This window comes from Streptomyces sp. NPDC002156, from assembly GCF_053593675.1.
On record NZ_JBSFDA010000105.1, the window covers coordinates 20476 to 34878 of the forward strand.

17 protein-coding genes are annotated in these 14403 nt (G+C 71.9%); 6 read left to right on the forward strand and 11 right to left on the reverse strand.

Going from position 1 to position 14403, the window contains the following annotated elements:
* Positions 1 to 108: 108 nt before the first annotated feature.
* Both ACWCRB_RS33035 and ACWCRB_RS33040 read right to left on the reverse strand, forming a co-directional pair.
* A complete protein-coding gene (locus ACWCRB_RS33035; protein WP_450999564.1) occupies positions 109 to 672 on the reverse strand; it encodes a TetR/AcrR family transcriptional regulator in 564 nt (187 codons plus the stop codon).
* The gene (locus tag ACWCRB_RS33040; protein WP_450999565.1) at positions 669 to 1031 is read right to left on the reverse strand and encodes a DUF1304 domain-containing protein; all 363 of its coding nucleotides are present in this window, start codon (positions 1029 to 1031) and stop codon (positions 669 to 671) included. Before ACWCRB_RS33040 ends, ACWCRB_RS33035 begins: the two co-directional genes overlap by 4 nt.
* Before the next feature lie 123 nt (positions 1032 to 1154).
* On the opposite strand from ACWCRB_RS33040, the gene ACWCRB_RS33045 reads away from it, so the two are divergent.
* Positions 1155 to 1298, forward strand: coding sequence for a hypothetical protein (locus ACWCRB_RS33045; protein WP_450999566.1), 144 nt, complete (start codon positions 1155 to 1157; stop codon positions 1296 to 1298).
* Here the strand turns inward: ACWCRB_RS33045 and ACWCRB_RS33050 are convergent, their stop codons facing one another.
* Entirely contained in the window at positions 1299 to 2930 is a 1632-nt protein-coding gene (locus ACWCRB_RS33050; RefSeq protein WP_450999567.1) for an amidohydrolase, read from the reverse strand.
* 113 nt (positions 2931 to 3043) lie between these two features.
* Positions 3044 to 4555 (reverse strand): APC family permease, encoded by a 1512-nt coding sequence (locus ACWCRB_RS33055; protein ID WP_450999568.1) that lies wholly within the window; start codon positions 4553 to 4555, stop codon positions 3044 to 3046.
* 159 nt (positions 4556 to 4714) lie between these two features.
* Between ACWCRB_RS33055 and ACWCRB_RS33060 the strand changes: the two genes are divergently transcribed.
* The 3 genes from ACWCRB_RS33060 to ACWCRB_RS33070 all read left to right on the forward strand — a co-directional run bounded on the left by ACWCRB_RS33060 (position 4715) and on the right by ACWCRB_RS33070 (position 6908).
* The gene (locus ACWCRB_RS33060) at positions 4715 to 5443 is read left to right on the forward strand and encodes a helix-turn-helix domain-containing protein (RefSeq protein WP_450999569.1); all 729 of its coding nucleotides are present in this window, start codon (positions 4715 to 4717) and stop codon (positions 5441 to 5443) included.
* A gap of 74 nt (positions 5444 to 5517) precedes the next feature.
* Positions 5518 to 5910 (forward strand): VOC family protein, encoded by a 393-nt coding sequence (locus ACWCRB_RS33065; RefSeq protein ID WP_450999570.1) that lies wholly within the window; start codon positions 5518 to 5520, stop codon positions 5908 to 5910.
* Entirely contained in the window at positions 5907 to 6908 is a 1002-nt protein-coding gene (locus tag ACWCRB_RS33070) for a cation diffusion facilitator family transporter (protein ID WP_450999571.1), read from the forward strand. Before ACWCRB_RS33065 ends, ACWCRB_RS33070 begins: the two co-directional genes overlap by 4 nt.
* A 90-nt stretch (positions 6909 to 6998) precedes the next feature.
* Here the strand turns inward: ACWCRB_RS33070 and ACWCRB_RS33075 are convergent, their stop codons facing one another.
* The gene (locus ACWCRB_RS33075; protein ID WP_450999572.1) at positions 6999 to 7448 is read right to left on the reverse strand and encodes a nitroreductase family deazaflavin-dependent oxidoreductase; all 450 of its coding nucleotides are present in this window, start codon (positions 7446 to 7448) and stop codon (positions 6999 to 7001) included.
* Positions 7449 to 7594: 146 nt separating this feature from the next.
* Here ACWCRB_RS33075 and ACWCRB_RS33080 point away from each other — a divergent pair, with 146 nt between their 5' ends.
* Positions 7595 to 8035 carry a nuclear transport factor 2 family protein gene (locus tag ACWCRB_RS33080; protein ID WP_450999573.1) on the forward strand — a complete coding sequence of 147 codons (441 nt, stop codon included), beginning with the start codon at positions 7595 to 7597 and terminating at the stop codon, positions 8033 to 8035.
* A gap of 21 nt (positions 8036 to 8056) precedes the next feature.
* Here the strand turns inward: ACWCRB_RS33080 and ACWCRB_RS33085 are convergent, their stop codons facing one another.
* A complete protein-coding gene (locus tag ACWCRB_RS33085) occupies positions 8057 to 8689 on the reverse strand; it encodes a LysE/ArgO family amino acid transporter (RefSeq protein ID WP_450999574.1) in 633 nt (210 codons plus the stop codon).
* A gap of 158 nt (positions 8690 to 8847) precedes the next feature.
* Between ACWCRB_RS33085 and ACWCRB_RS33090 the strand changes: the two genes are divergently transcribed.
* On the forward strand, positions 8848 to 9387 hold the full coding sequence (locus tag ACWCRB_RS33090) for a flavoprotein (RefSeq protein ID WP_450999575.1): 540 nt from the start codon (positions 8848 to 8850) through the stop codon (positions 9385 to 9387).
* A 4-nt stretch (positions 9388 to 9391) separates the two neighbouring features.
* On the opposite strand, the gene ACWCRB_RS33095 is transcribed toward ACWCRB_RS33090, so the two are convergent.
* The 5 genes from ACWCRB_RS33095 to ACWCRB_RS33115 form a co-directional block, all read right to left on the reverse strand.
* A complete protein-coding gene (locus ACWCRB_RS33095) occupies positions 9392 to 10183 on the reverse strand; it encodes an MBL fold metallo-hydrolase (protein ID WP_450999576.1) in 792 nt (263 codons plus the stop codon).
* 59 nt (positions 10184 to 10242) lie between these two features.
* Positions 10243 to 11040 (reverse strand): alpha/beta hydrolase, encoded by a 798-nt coding sequence (locus ACWCRB_RS33100; RefSeq protein WP_450999577.1) that lies wholly within the window; start codon positions 11038 to 11040, stop codon positions 10243 to 10245.
* A gap of 9 nt (positions 11041 to 11049) precedes the next feature.
* A complete protein-coding gene (locus tag ACWCRB_RS33105) occupies positions 11050 to 11877 on the reverse strand; it encodes an alpha/beta fold hydrolase (protein ID WP_450999579.1) in 828 nt (275 codons plus the stop codon).
* Positions 11878 to 11900: 23 nt separating this feature from the next.
* The gene (locus ACWCRB_RS33110) at positions 11901 to 12725 is read right to left on the reverse strand and encodes an alpha/beta fold hydrolase (RefSeq protein WP_389350405.1); all 825 of its coding nucleotides are present in this window, start codon (positions 12723 to 12725) and stop codon (positions 11901 to 11903) included.
* Positions 12726 to 12823: 98 nt separating this feature from the next.
* Positions 12824 to 14287: a helix-turn-helix transcriptional regulator gene (locus tag ACWCRB_RS33115; RefSeq protein ID WP_450999578.1), complete on the reverse strand. Its 1464-nt coding sequence runs from the start codon at positions 14285 to 14287 to the stop codon at positions 12824 to 12826.
* Between the last annotated feature and the right edge of the window lie 116 nt (positions 14288 to 14403).

Genomic DNA, 14403 nt, shown 5'->3' on the forward strand with positions numbered 1-14403 from the left:
CGCACCCTATGAGGCACTAAATCCAGGATTGCGCACCCTGTTGGGTTTCGCATGTCTGCGGCAGATGGCGTCCGGGCGAAGGCCGGGCCGCCGCCGACCGCGCGGTGCTCACCGGCTCCGGTGCAGCGCCACCAGCAACTGCCACACCTGGTGCGCGATTTCCTCCGACGTCGCCTCGATCCGGCCGTGCAGCCAGTCCGCCAGGACCCCCGCGAAGGTGGCGGCCACCGCCGAGGCGACCAGCGGCGCGTCCGCCGCGCCCGCGAGTTCGCGCTCCGCGAGGCTCCGGGCACGCAGGTCCCGGTGCAGTACCTGGCCCAACGGGCCCCCGCCGCCCGGGCTCAGCAGGGCCCGGTACAGCGCGGTGTGCGGCGTGAGTTCCGCGAAGAACTCCACGAGCGCGACCGGGGCGATCACCGGGTCGGGCCGCCCGCGCCAGGCGTGCAGGGCGTCCACCGCCTCCCGTACGACATCGGCGCAGGCGTCGACGGCCAGCGCCTCCAAGTCGGGATAGTGGACGTAGAAGGTGGCCCGTCCGACCCCCGCCCTGCGCACCAGCGCCGCGACGCTGACCTCCGCCAGCGGATGCTCGGCGCACTCCGCCAGCAGGGCCTCGCGCAGCTTGGCCCGGGTGCGGGCGGCCCGCGGGTCCTCGGGCTCGCCGCGGGTCACCGCGCGACGAGGACGGCGGCCAGGGCGATGGCGCCGGGCAGCGCCTGGGCGAACAGGATGCGCCGGTTCGCCGTCGCGGCGCCGTAGACGCCGGCCACGATCACACAGGAGAGGAAGAAGACCTGCGCCCGGAACCCGGTCGGGTCGGCGGCGATGAGCCCCCAGACCAGGCCCGCCGCGAGAAACCCGTTGTAGAGCCCCTGGTTGGCGGCCATCTTGGCGGTCGCGAGGGCCATCTCCGGGTCGAACCCGTGGAACTTGCGCCCCGGCGGACGCTGCCACAGGAACATCTCCAGCACCAGGATGTACGCGTGCAGCGCGGCCACCAGACCGACCAGCACGTTCGCGACCGTCTCCATGCTCGGCAAACTCCTACGTAGGTTTCTTGGACAGGTGTCCATGATGGACAGGTGGCCAGCATACATGGACAGGTGTCCAGCAACTCGCCTCGGTTGTCAGACCCTGCCGATAACGTCCCGACCATGACCGAACCCACGACCGCCGACCTCACGACCACCGTCCGCGCCGACGACATCCCCGGAACGGACGCCATACGTTTCTACGAGCGGAACGGCTTCGCACCGCAGGCCCTGACACTCCGTCTGAGCCTGGGCACGGGCCGGTAGTCAGGCTGCCCCCTCCGCCGCGTACACCCGCTCACCGCCCACATAGGTGAGCGCCACCTTCGTCTCCGCGATCGCCTCCGGCGGGCCCGCGTACGGATCGCGGTCCAGGACCGTCAGGTCGGCCAGCGCCCCGACGCGCACGCTGCCCGTGTCGTCCAGGTGGTTGGCGTACGCCGAACCCGCGGTGTACGCCGTGAGGGCGGCCGTCAGACCGATGCGTTCGGCGGGGAGGAACACCCGGGGCGACGCGGAGCCCGGTGCCGCGCGGTTGACCGCGACGTGGATCGCCTGGAGCGGGTCGGGACTGCTGACCGGCCAGTCGCTGCCCGCCGCCAGAGTGGCCCCGGAGCGCAGCAGCGCGCCGAACGGGTACTGCCACGCCGCCCGTTCAGGGCCGAGGAAGGGGATGGTCAGGTCGTCCATCTGGGGTTCGTGCATGGCCCACAGCGCCTGGATGTTGGCGACCGCGCCGAGCCGGGCGAAGCGCGGCACATCGTCCGGGTGGACCACCTGGAGGTGGGCCAGATGCGGCCGGGTGTCGCTCGGCCCGTTCGCGGCGCGCGCGGCCTCGACGGCGTCCAGGGCGTCACGTACGGCCCGGTCGCCCAGCGCGTGGAAGTGGCACTGGAAGCCGAGGGCGTCCAACTGCGTGACGTACTTGGGCAGTTCGGCCGCGTCCACGAAACTCGTGCCCCGGTTCGCGGTGGCGCAGCCGCACTTGTCGAGGTACGGGTCGAGCAGTGCGGCCGTGCCCGTCTCGGCGACCCCGTCCAGCATCAGCTTCACACTGCCCGCCCGGAACCTGCCCCCGCTCAACGCGGCCCGCCGCTCGACGAGTTCGGGGATCTGCTCGGCCCCGCGCTCCCGGTCCCACCACAGCGCGCCGACCACCCGCGCGGTCAGCGACCCGTCCCGGGCGGCGGCGAGATACGTCTCCGACGGGTCCTCCATGCCGAGGAACGAACCGACCAGCGCGTCCTGCCAGGCCGTGACGCCGAGCGAGTGCAGCCGACGCTGAGCGGACAGCAGCGCCGCCCGCCGCTCCGCCGCCGTGACCGGCGGGGTCAGCCGGCCCACGTACTCCATGGCCCCTTCCTGGAGCATGCCGGTCGGCTCGCCCGAGGCGTCCCGCTCGAAGCGGCCGTCAGCAGGGTCCGGGGTGTTCCGGGTGACGCCCGCGAGTTCGAGGGCACGGGTGTTGACCCAGGCCCCGTGATGGTCCCGGTTGGGCAGATACACCGGCCGGTCCGGCACCACCGCGTCCAGCAACTCCCGCGTGGGCGTGCCCCCTTCGAAGGCCTCCATGGACCAGCCGCCGCCCGTGATCCACTCCCGCTCGGGGTGCGCGAGGGCGTACGCGCGGACGATGGCCACCGTGTCCTCGGCGGTCTTCGCGCCCGTCAGATCGCACTGGGTCATCTCCAGCCCGGCCGGCAGCGGATGGACGTGCGCGTCCTGGAAGCCCGGCAGCAGCAGCCGCCCCGCGAGATCGACCACCTCGGTCCCCGGCCCGACCAGATCGTTCACCTCGCCCCGCCCCACAGCGACGATCCGCCCGCCGCTGACCGCGACGGCTGTGGGGCTCCCGGGCGCGAAGACCGGCCCGCCGGTGAAGAGGAGTTCAGCGTGCATGTTCCGTTTCCTTGATGGTGTGGGGCGCCCCGATAGGGGCGCGGGGCTGTACCGATCAGCGGCTCCGCCGCGGGGCGCGACCAGCCCCCACCGGCCCGCAGACAAATGAACCGCTAGCCTGCAGACGATGCCTCCGTCACCGCAAGCAGCTGCGGCGCATCCGCATCAGTACCCCAACCGGTGCTGAAGTACGGCGACTTGCGCCCCCACTTCGCCCACGCCGCGGCCACGAAACCGGACGCGACCATCAGCGACGGCACGAGAAGCAGGAACCACCCGTTGTCCGGGCTGAGTTCGAGATGGTCGGCGGAGGTGTAGAAGGACCAGGCGAGATACCCGCCGAGCCCGAGCAGCGTCGCCGCGCTCAGCGTGGGCAGCACCACCGCCCGTATCCCGTCCCGCCAGTTCTCGCGCAGCAGCCCCCGGAAGCGCACGGCGGCGGCGAGTGCGGTGAGCGCGTAGGACAGGGCGACGACCATGCCGATCGCGTTGACCGCGGCCAGGATCATGTCGGCGAGGCGCGGGATGACCAGGGCCAGCCCGGCGACGGCCGCCGCCAGCGCGCCGATCATCAGCGTGCCGGCCGCCGGAGTGCCGTACCGGGGACTGACCCGGGACCAGGCCGGGCCGAGCGTACGGTCGCGGCTCATCGCGAACATCGCGCGGGCCGTCGGAATCACCCCGGCCTGCAAGGAGGCCACGGCCGAGAACATCAGCGCCACGAGCGGCAGCGCGGCCAGCGGCTGGTCGGCGAGCCGGTCGCCGAAGAACGCCAGCCCCTCAGCGCCGTGGCCCGCCAACTCGCCCTCCGACAGCACCCGTTGGAAGGCGATCGAGCCGAGCAGGAACAGACCCAGCATCGTCACCAGCGTGGTGACCCCGGCCCGCGACGCCTGCTTCGGGTCCTTCACCTCCTCGTTGACACTGAACGCGGCCTCGAAGCCCCAGTAGCAGAACACCGACAGCAGCATGCCCTGCGCGAGCGCCGACGCCGAGGGGATCTGGAAGGGGTCGAACCAGCTCAGGCTGAAGGGGTGCGGGCCGACGACGATGCCGTATCCGCAGAAGCCCAGCAGGACGACGTACTCGAAGACCAGCAGTGCGCCCTGGAACCGGGCGGCCGTCCTGATGCCGGAGACGGCGGTGAGCGTGACGGCGACGAGGACCAGGATGCCGACGGCGGTCGTCTGGGCGGTCGACCCGGGGTCCAGGGTCAGCCCGGCCACCCGGTGCAGGCCCGCGTCGCCGGCCAGCTGGATCACCGCCGAACCGGTCACCGCGGTGGTGTACGCCAGGAACACCACCGCGGCCACGATGTTCACCCAGCCGACCATGAAGCCCAGCCAGGGACTGAGCGAACGCCCCACCCACACATAGCCGTTGCCCGCGTTCGGCTCGACCCGGTTCAGTCGGGAGTAGGCGCCCGCGATGCCCAGGATCGGCAGGAACGCCAGCAGCATGATCGCGGGCAGATGCAGCCCGACCACCCCGGCCGTGACCCCGAGACCGATACCGATGCTCGTCGTGGCCGCCGTGCTGGACGCGGCGATGGCGACGCCGTCCAGCACACCGAGGGACTTGCGCAGCGCGGCCGGGGGTGCGCCGTAGGGCTGGGGGTCGGTCATGGCGGTCTCCGCTCACACCTGGGGGCCTCGGTCGACCCCGGTGAACGCACATGAAACTGCCCGGGGCCTTAACAGGTCAACGGTGTTGTCATAAGGTGCCCGCACCGGCCCACCGCGCCACGCAGGCAGGGCCGTGAGCGACCGCCCAGGAGGAAGCCGATGAGCGACCGTGTCGTCCCGCCCGCCGCCCGGCGGCGCAGGCGCCCCACCAAACAGGGCGTCGTCCTCTCCGAGGAGCTGATCGTCGAGACGGCGATGCGGCTGCTCGGCGAACACGGCGCCGAAGCCCTCTCCGTGCGCCGCCTCGGCCGCGCCCTCGGCGCCGACCCGAGCGCCCTGTACCGCTACTTCCGCGACACCGACGAGCTGATGCTCGCCATCGCCGACGAACTCATCGGCCGTACGCTGCGCACCTGGCGCCCCACCGGCGACTGGCGCGCCGACCTGCGGGATCTCGGCCTGCGGATGCATGCCGGAGCGCTCGCGCAGCCGCAGGCGGCGGTGCTCAGCTCGTTCCGGGTGACCGGACGGGCGTACGAGATCCAGGCCGTGGAGACGGGCCTCGGTGTGCTGCGCGGCGCCGGGTTCCCGGACGCCGAGGCCGTACGGATCTACCACGCCTTCGTCGACCAGGCGCTCGCCTTCGGCGCCCTCGACTCGGCGAACGCGGCGCTGCCGAAGGCCGCCCGCGAGGCCGAGGCGGCGGTGTGGCGGGCGACCTACGCCCGGCTGCCCGCCGACACCCACCCGCACATCCATGCGACCGCCCGCCATCTCGTGATGGACATGCGGCACAGCTCCTACCCGGCTGCCCTCGACCTGTTCCTGACAGCGGCGGCGGCCCGTCTCGCGCAGCTCACCGCGGCCTGCGACGCGCATCCCGTGTGATTCCGGTGGACGGGGTACCCGACCAGGGAGGGCTGCGGCGACCGGACCCGCCCCGGACTCCGTACGGAGGAAGCATGACCTTGGTGACAGCAGGCGTCGTGGTGCTGGACAGTGCCGAACCCGAGAAACTCGCCGCGTTCTACATGGAGTTGCTGGAGGCCGAGGAGACGGTGACGACCGTCAACCGCATCGAGATCAGGGCCGCCGAGGGAACCCGGATGGAGTTCCGCCTCGACGCGAACATGACCCCGCCGAGTTGGCCGCGCGCCGAGGCTTCCTTCCAGGTCCACCTGGACTTCCGCGTGAGCGATCTCGACGAGGCGGAACGCAGGGTGGTCGGGCTCGGCGGACGCGCACTGGAGACGAACGACGCCGGCACACCGTACGAGGAGCGGGGGTACGCCGACCCGGCCGGCCACACCTTCACCCTCCGCCGGGACACGCCGACGGCGTCCGAGCAGCTTTGACGGCTCGCGGGGACAGGAAGGGGACGGAGGCGGAGGGTACGGCCTCCGCGGACCGGCGGACGCGGCTGACCGTGCTGGTGGCGCTGGGCGCCAATCTGCTGATCGTCGTCGCCAAGGCCGTGGGCGGGCTCGTCAGCGGGTCGCCCGCGCTGCTGTCCGAGGCCGCGCACTCCGTGGCCGACAGCCTCAACGAGGTCTTCCTGCTCGCCGCCCTGCGCCGCAGCCGCCGCCCCGCCGACCGACGGCACCCCTTCGGCTACGGCAAGGAACGGTTCTTCTGGTCGCTGCTCGCGGCCGTCGGCATCTTCGTCATGGGCGGCTGCTTCTCCTTCTTCCAGGGCGTGGAGGCGTTCAGGGGCGGCGCGGAGGAGTCCTTCGACGGCTATGTGGTGGGCCTGGCGGTGCTCGGGGTCGCGCTGCTCGCGGAGGGCGCCTCGCTGCTGCGGGCCGTGCACCAGGCGCGCCGGGAAGGAGCTGCCGGCGGTACGGGCGCCCTGCGCGATCCGGCTCTGCGCACGGTGATCGCCGAGGACGGCACCGCCGTGCTCGGTGTGACGCTCGCGCTCGTGGGCATGGCCCTGCACATGGTCACCGGGCAGGTCGTGTGGGAGGCGTCCGCCTCCCTCGCCATCGGGGTACTGCTCGTCTGCGTCGCCTACTGGCTGGGCCGGGACGCCCGCGCCCAGCTCGTCGGCGAGGCCGCGGACCCGGAGCTGAGCCGCGAGATCCGCGAACTGCTGGCGGCCCAGCCCGAGATCGACAGCGTGGAGGCCCTGTTCACGATGAAGATGGGGCTCGACTCCACGCTCGTGGCCGCCCGGATCGATCTCGTCCCCGGTCTCGACAGCGAGCGGGTCGAGGAGATCGCCGTACGCATCAAGCGCTCCGTGGCCCACGCGGTGCCCGAGACCGGCGAGATCTTCCTCGACGTGACCGACGCGGACGCGAAGGAGGCAGCGAAGAGCCCCGCCGCGACGGGGGAGCGCGGCGGGGCCTGAGGCTCGGGTGCCCGGGGCCGGAGACTTCATGCCTCCCGGAACCAGAATTATTTCCGCCCGTTTCCGCCCGGCCGAGAACGGCTGCCGGGATCAGTTCCCTTCGAACGGATCGAGGACGAACAGGGGAATCTCGCGGTCGGTCTTCTTCTGATAGTCGGCGTACGGGGGATACGCGGCTACCGCCCGCTCCCACCACGTGGCCTTCTCCTCGCCGGTCACCTCACGGGCGACGAAGTCCTGGCGCACCGGCCCGTCCTGGAGGTCGACGTGCGGATCGGCGACGACGTTGTAGTACCAGACCGGGTGCTTGGGGGCGCCGCCCAGCGAGGCGACCACCGCGTACACCCCGTCGTGCTCCACCCGCATCAGCGGCGTCCTGCGGATCTTGCCGCTCCGGGCGCCCCGGGTGGTCAGCAGGATCACCGGCATGCCGGTGTCCATCAGGGTCGTTCCCTTGGTGCCGCCGGAGCTCTCGTACAGCTCCACCTGCTCCCGCACCCACTGGGTCGGACTGGCTTCGTACTCGCCCTCAAGAGGCATGGCTCACGTCCCGTCGTCTCGTCGCGTGTGACTGCTGCTAGTGAGGGTGAACACCTGGGCGGAGCTTATTCATCCGTGGTGCGTACGAAACGGCCTTACCCGCGAGGTAATCGCCCCGTCCGGCGCACTCGGCCACAGTGGGACCCATGACATCCGCAGCCACCACCACCCGTACCGTCGTCGCAGACCTGCTGGCCCGGATCGGCGAGGGCGACCCGGAGCGGATCGCGGACCTGTACGCGGAGGAGTTCGACTGGCGGCTGAACTGGCCGGAGGACGAGCACGGCCGCGCAGCCACCCCGTGGATCCGCCACCGCGCCGGCCGCGCGGACGCCGCCGCCCACTTCCGTGACCTGGGCGCCCACCATGTCCCCGGCGAGGCCGCCACCGAGATCGAACGGGTGCTGGTCGACGGCGAGGACGCGGTCGTGCTGGGCGAGATCCGGCAGACGGCCGGGGCCACCGGGCGCCCCTACCGCGCCCGGTTCGCCCTGCACGTGACCGTCCGGGACGGTCTCGTCGTACGCCATCACGTGTACGAGGACAGCCTCGCCGTCGCCCAGGCCTTCGCACCGGACGCCGACTGAGGAAACCGCCCGTGGCGTGCGTCACGTCGGCGACACCACCATCCGCACCGCCAGCGCCATGATCACCGCGCTGGACACGAGCGCCGTCACCAGCCGCCCGCGCCGGCCCGTCAGGGCCCGGCCGAGCAGTGCGCCGCCGGAGGCGACCAGCAGTTGCCAGCTGGCCGAGGCGAGGAAGGCCGCGAGCACGAACACCCCTTGTTCCCAAGGGGATACGGCGTCCGAGGCCCGGCTGCCGAGCACCAGCGCGGCGAAGTAGATCACGGTGGTGGGGTTGAGCAGCGTGATGCCGACCAGCAGGAGGAACGCCCGGAGCGGGCTCGGTGGTGTCGGGTCGGCGCGGGTGGAGAGCCCGCCGCCGCGGTACTGGCGCAGGGCGCCGAGCCCGCCTCGGAGCGCGAGCACGGCCAGTACCAGGGCGGACGCCCAGCGCAGCGGCACCAGCACCGGCTGCAGGGCACCGGCGAGGGCGGTACCCCCGAGGGCGGCCAGCAGGGCGTAGAGCCCGTCGGCGGTGGCGACGCCGAGCGCGGCACAGACACCGGTCCTGAGGGTCGTACGGGCGGTGAGGGAGACGAGATAGGTCGTGACCGCTCCGACGGGGATGGCGATGCCGTACCCCGCGAGCAGCCCCGCGACCAGCGCGGCCGTCATGACCGCGGAAGCACGGGCCTCCGCGGGCGGCCGGGCTGCTGCTGGGACCGCACCGGACGAGCGGCGGCGGACATCAGCGGCAGGAGGGCATCGATCGTAGACATGGCGTGATCCTGGAGGCGGAGACCGGGTACCGGCAACTCATTTAGGGTTTCCGGATGACCGAGACGACCCGACAGGCCCCGAAGCCCTTCCTCTACGTCATCGTCTGCGCCGCCGGAATCGCCTCCGACATCAGCAAGTTGATCACCGGCGCGCAGGAACGCGACTGGGAGGTCGGGGTCATCGCGACACCCCTCGCCATGGGGTTCTTCGACCCGGCCGCCGTCGAGGCGCAGACCGGGCGCCCGATCCGGTCCGCGTGGCGCAAGCCCGGTGATCCACGGCCCTTCCCGGCGCCGGACGCCGTGCTCGTCGCGCCCGCCACCTTCAACACCCTCAACAAATGGGCGGCCGGCATCGCCGACACCCTTGCGCTGGGCACGCTGTGCGAGGTGTACGGGATGGGGGTGCCGATCGCCGTACTGCCGTGCGTGGGCGAGGCGTTGGCCGCCCATCCCGCGTACCGGGCCAGTCTGGAACGGCTGCGCGGGATGGGCGTGCGGTTCGGGGATCCGTACGCCGGAGACGTCCAAGAGGGTGACGCGCGGCCGGAGTTCGGGTGGGAGCGGGGGCTGGAGCTGCTCGTCACACGGTGATCGGTCACATGGTGATGTCCAGCGGGGCTCCCATCGGCAGCCAGTGGAACCGGTCCCGGATGTCGTCGGGTGCCTTCGCCAGTTCCGTCTCGATCGACCGGCGGCCCTCCTGGAAGTGCCGCCAGCCCTCGTAGTGGACGGGCAGCGCGGTCCGAGGTCTCAACTCGCCGCACAGGGACACCGCTTGGGCCGCCGTCATCGTGTAGCGCAGGGGGCCGGTCAGCGGGAAGCGGACGCCGCCGAGGTGGAGGAGTGCCGTGCCGACGGTCAGCCGGTGGGCGACCTCGCGCACACCGTCGTACAGGACGGTGTCCCCGGAGATCCACAGCGCGCCGTGCCGCTGCCCCTCCCAGCGCAGGGCGAAGCCCGTCACCTCGCCGACCACCGGGCGGGAGAGCGGCGGGCCGTGCCGGGCCGGGGTCGCAGTGACCTCGATCGTCGGGCGGCCCGGGGCGGTCAGTCGGTACGTCGTCCAGGGGGCGAGGCCGTGCGCGTTGCCGCCCAGCCTGTGCGCCCCGGACGGTGTCGTGAGGACGACGTCCACCCCGGGCAGCAGGGCCCGGCCGGCTGTGTCGAGGTTGTCGCCGTGGTGGTCGTGGGTCAGCAACACGGCGTCCAGTGAGGGGAGTTCGGCCGCTGCGAGCGCCGGACCCGAGGTCTTCACCGACGAGGTGCCCCAGCCGAAGGAGTAGCGCCGGCCGGGCGGGTCGAACGTCGGATCCGTCAGCAGCCGCCAGCCGCCCGCCTCGATCAGCGTGGTCGGTCCGCCGATGTGCGTGACGCGGGCCTCGGTCATACGGGGATCCCCTTCTGGACGCCGGGTTGCCGATCATTCATTCCGTCGGTTCCGCGCGGTCAACCGGTGTGCTGGACCGCCCACTCCAGCACGTCGTCCGCGATCTGCTCCCAGCCGGGTGCGGCGGGAAGCAGGTGCGGCCGTCCCGCGTACTCCTTGATCTCCGTGACCGTCTTCGACTTGTAGTGCTTGGCGTTGGACTGCTGCACCTTGGGCGGCATCAGATGGTCCAGCTCGCCCGAGACGAACAGCAGCGGCGCGCGGTCGTCGTTGTGGTAATCGACGTACGTGCTCTGGTGGCCGGGACGCAGCGTGGCCAGGGCGCTGTCGAAGAAGATGCTGCCGGACGCCGGGACCGCGTACCGCTCGTACAGCCTCCTGGACTCGGCCTCCTCGAACGTGTTCGTGAACGCGTAGTGCCACTGCTCGAAGTTCAGACCGACCGCCCGGTGCCGGTTGGCCGGGTTCTTGAGGACCGGGAAGGCCGCCTTGATCTGGGTCAGCGGCAGCACCGCGACCCCCTCGGTCGGCGCGGAGTTGATCGCGACGCCCGCCGCTCCGTGGCCCCGGTCGAGCAGCAGCTGGACGAAGACACCGCCCGCGGAGTGGCCGATGAGGATCGGCGGCTTGTCCAGGGAACGGACGACGTTCTCCAGGGTCTCGACGATCTGCGGGACCGTGACCTGCTCGACCGGCGTCGGGTCGGCGTTCAGCGACTCGACCTCCACCTCGAAGCCCGGGTAGGCGGGCGCGAGGACGCGGTAGCCGCGCTTCTCGTAGTGGTCGACCCAGTGTTCCCAGCTGCGGGGTGTCACCCAGAAGCCGTGGATCAGGACGATGGTGTCGGGAGTGCTCATCGGTGCTCCTCAGTCGGTGGCGCGGTACGCGGCCTTGATCTGGCGGACGACGACCTCCGGACGGGACATCATCACCACGTGCGAGGCTCCCTTGACCTCGACGGTCCGGCTGCCGGCCCGCTCGGCCATGAAGCGCTGGACGGCGGGCGGGATGACGTTGTCGGCGGTCGGGATGACGTACCAGGACGGCAGGGTCTTCCAGGCCGGTGCGCCGCTGCCGCTGCTCAGCCCTTCGAGGCTGCCCGGGCGTTGGGCCGCCGCCATGACCTGGGTCGTCTTCCTCGGCAGGTCCTGGGCGAAGACGTCGTGGAACTTCGCCGGGTCGATGTAGCCGTCGTGGCCGTCGGCGGCGCCCGGCTGCGGATACGTCCGGACCAGGAGGGATTCCGGCAGCTTGCTGCCGGGGAACTTCCCGGCCAGGTCCAGCGCGGTCTCGCCCTGGTCGGGCGCGAAGGCGGCGACGTACACCAGCGCCTTGACGTTGGCCCGGCCGCGCGCCGCGTTGGTGACTACCTCGCCGCCGTAGGAGTGGCCGACCAGGATCACCGGCCCCGGGATGCTCGCCACGACCGACGAGACATAAGCGGAGTCGGCGGTCAGGTCGCGCAGCGGGTTGGCCGGGGCGATCACCGGAAAACCGGCGTCCTGAAGGGACTTGATCGTGGCGTTCCAGCCCGACGCGTCGGCGAACACACCGTGCACGAGCACGACGGTCGGCTTGGGGGCGCCCTTCTCCGCCGAGGCGGGCGCGGGGGAGGAGTGTGCGACGGCGCCGGTCAGACCGACGACCAGGGCACAGCTCGCGAGGACCGTGCCCAGGGTGCGGTGGAGTCGCATGCTCACGAAGTTCCTTCCGGGGATCAGGAGTTGAGGAAGTCGAGGAGATCCGCGCTCAGTTGGTCCTTGTGCGTGTCCGTGATGCCGTGCGGCGCGCCCGGATACACCTTGAGCGTCGCCGACTTGATCCGGGCCGCCGACGCCCTGCCGCCGACGTCGATCGGCACGACCTGGTCGTCGTCGCCGTGCACGACCAGCGTCGGCACGTCGAAGGCGTCCAGGTCGGCGCGGAAGTCGGTGGCAGAGAAGGCGGCGATGCTCTCGTAGGCGTTGCGGTGCCCGGCCTGCAGGCTCTGCCGCCAGAACGCGTCCCGGATGCCCTGCGAGACGTTCGCGCCGGGCCGGTTGTTGCCGAAGAACGGCCCGTCGGCGAGATCGCGGTACAGCTGCGAGCGGTCGGCCAGCGAACCGGCCCGGATCCCGTCGAACACCTCGCCCGGGACCCCGCCAGGGTTGTCGTCCGTCTTGAGCATGAACGGCGGTACGGCGGACACCAGCGCGAGCTGTGCGACGCGCCCGGTGCCGTGCCGGCCCACATAGCGGGCGACCTCGCCGCCGCCGGTCGAGAACCCGATCAGGGTCACGTCCCGCAGGTCGAGGGTGTCGATGAGGGTGGCCAGGTCGTCGGCGTACGTGTTCATCTCGTTGCCGTGCCAGGTCTGCGTGGAACGGCCGTGGCCGCGCCGGTCGTGCGCGATCGCCCGGAAGCCGTGGGTGGCCAGGAACAGCTGCTGTGCCTCCCAGCTGTCCGAGTTCAGCGGCCAGCCGTGGGCCAGGACGACCGGGCGGCCCTGACCCCAGTCCTTGTAGAAGATCTCAGCGCCGTCCGCTGCGGTGACGTATGGCATGGGGGTGTGCTCCCGTCTGCGGGACTTGTCCGACCTCCTGATCGTTGTCGGGTCCGGCGGGCCCCGTATCCCGTGGAGCGCGTAGTCGTGACCCCGGATCAGAGTCCCGGGGCCTGGGCGAGCTGCCGCCGGGACGTCACGTCGAGCTTCCGGAAGATCTTCCGGAGGTGGTAATCGACGGTGCTGGCGCTGATGAACAGCTGGGCGGCGATCTCGGCGTTGGTCGCGCCGCCCTTCGCGAGACGGGCGACGGTGAGTTCCTGCGGGGTGAGCGCGCTGGCCGTTCCGGCCGGTCCGCGCCGGGGGTGTTCGCCTGTCGCGGCCAGTTCCTGGGTGGCGCGCGCCGAGAAGCCGGTGGCGCCCATCGCGTCGAACAGGCCCACCGCCGTACGGAGTTGCTCGCGGGCGTCCTTGCGGCGCTTGCGTCTGCGCAGCCACTCGCCGTAGTGGAGGTGGGCGACCGCCAGATCGGACCGGGCCCGGGTCCCGGACAGCAGGGCGATCGCCTCGGTGTAGAGCGGTTCGGCCTCGTCGGCCGGGGCGAGCAGGGCCCGGCAGCGGGCCAGCAACCCCAGTCCCCACGGGGTGTCGGCGGCCGTCGCCCGGGAGGTGAGTGTCCCCAGGGCGGTCGTGGCGAGGACGCGGTCGCCGCAGCGTACGGCCGCCTCGACGAGATGGGGGAGGAGGCGGGAGTGGATGCCGTACGCGTCGTGTTCGACCAGCGCTTGGGAGTGGTCGCGGGCGGTGGCGTAGTCGCCGCGGCTCAGGGCCAGCACGGTCATCCCGATGCGGGCGATCGACTGGACCGCGCCGTTGCCGAGCCAGGTACCCGCCTCCATCGAGCTCCGCAGGACCGCGTCGAGGTTCTCGTGATCGCCGTGCCAGGCCAGGAGTTCGGGATGCCGGTAGATCGCCCACACGTCGTCGGTCGCGCCGATCGCCGCGCGGATCTGGCTGCCCTCGGAGTGCAGGGCGTCGGCGCCGGTCAGCTCGCCGAGGTTCGTCTCGGACATCACCGTGCAGTACAGGGCGATGTCCAGCTGGGTGAGGGCGCCGGTGGCCCGGGCCACGTCCGCGGCCCGGCGCATCACCGCGGTCTGGGATCTCTCGTCCCACCGGATCATCGACATGGTGATGGTGGGCAGAAAGGCGCGCAGTACCTCCTCGTCGGAGGTGCGCGGGTCCAGGACCATCGAGCAGGCCCGCCGCAGATGCGGGACGGCACTCTCGTAGCCGTCGAGGGCCAGCACGGCGAACGCGCGCAGCACGAGATCGACGCCGGTGGCCGACCTGGAGCGCGGCAGCAGCGTCTCGATGGCCCGGGCGATCTCGGGCGGTGAGGTGTCCCGGATCAGGTGTTCCGCGGTGATCACACCCTGGATCGCCTGAAGGAACGCCTGGCGGGCGAGATCCGGTGCTCCCTCGGCGAGCAGCTGTGCCGCCCGCAGGCACAGCGCGGGCGCCCGCGAGAACGAGTCCGCGTCGCCCAGCGCCAGGATCGCGTACGCCCGGACCAGCAGTATCCGGCCCCGGCCCACCGCGTCGAGCAGCTCGACGTCCACCGCGTCGACCAGCGACTCCGCCTGCAGAGGCGCCCCGGCGCGCAGCGCGGCCTCGGCCGCCGCCAGCAGCCGTCATCTGGACCGCCAGCCCGTCCAGCAGCGCCTCTCGGCTTCAC

What these genes read in the sequence shown, in the direction of transcription:
- ACWCRB_RS33090 (WP_450999575.1), top strand. Translation starts at nt 8,848, where the DNA reads ATGACCGAGACGACCCGACAGGCCCCGAAGCCCTTCCTCTACGTCATC.
- ACWCRB_RS33085 (WP_450999574.1), bottom strand. Translation starts at nt 8,689, where the DNA reads ATGACGGCCGCGCTGGTCGCGGGGCTGCTCGCGGGGTACGGCATCGCC.
- ACWCRB_RS33045 (WP_450999566.1), top strand. Translation starts at nt 1,155, where the DNA reads ATGACCGAACCCACGACCGCCGACCTCACGACCACCGTCCGCGCCGAC.
- ACWCRB_RS33095 (WP_450999576.1), bottom strand. Translation starts at nt 10,183, where the DNA reads ATGACCGAGGCCCGCGTCACGCACATCGGCGGACCGACCACGCTGATC.
- ACWCRB_RS33080 (WP_450999573.1), top strand. Translation starts at nt 7,595, where the DNA reads ATGACATCCGCAGCCACCACCACCCGTACCGTCGTCGCAGACCTGCTG.
- ACWCRB_RS33075 (WP_450999572.1), bottom strand. Translation starts at nt 7,448, where the DNA reads ATGCCTCTTGAGGGCGAGTACGAAGCCAGTCCGACCCAGTGGGTGCGG.
- ACWCRB_RS33100 (WP_450999577.1), bottom strand. Translation starts at nt 11,040, where the DNA reads ATGAGCACTCCCGACACCATCGTCCTGATCCACGGCTTCTGGGTGACA.
- ACWCRB_RS33050 (WP_450999567.1), bottom strand. Translation starts at nt 2,930, where the DNA reads ATGCACGCTGAACTCCTCTTCACCGGCGGGCCGGTCTTCGCGCCCGGG.
- ACWCRB_RS33040 (WP_450999565.1), bottom strand. Translation starts at nt 1,031, where the DNA reads ATGGAGACGGTCGCGAACGTGCTGGTCGGTCTGGTGGCCGCGCTGCAC.
- ACWCRB_RS33060 (WP_450999569.1), top strand. Translation starts at nt 4,715, where the DNA reads ATGAGCGACCGTGTCGTCCCGCCCGCCGCCCGGCGGCGCAGGCGCCCC.
- ACWCRB_RS33055 (WP_450999568.1), bottom strand. Translation starts at nt 4,555, where the DNA reads ATGACCGACCCCCAGCCCTACGGCGCACCCCCGGCCGCGCTGCGCAAG.
- ACWCRB_RS33105 (WP_450999579.1), bottom strand. Translation starts at nt 11,877, where the DNA reads ATGCGACTCCACCGCACCCTGGGCACGGTCCTCGCGAGCTGTGCCCTG.
- ACWCRB_RS33065 (WP_450999570.1), top strand. Translation starts at nt 5,518, where the DNA reads ATGACCTTGGTGACAGCAGGCGTCGTGGTGCTGGACAGTGCCGAACCC.
- ACWCRB_RS33110 (WP_389350405.1), bottom strand. Translation starts at nt 12,725, where the DNA reads ATGCCATACGTCACCGCAGCGGACGGCGCTGAGATCTTCTACAAGGAC.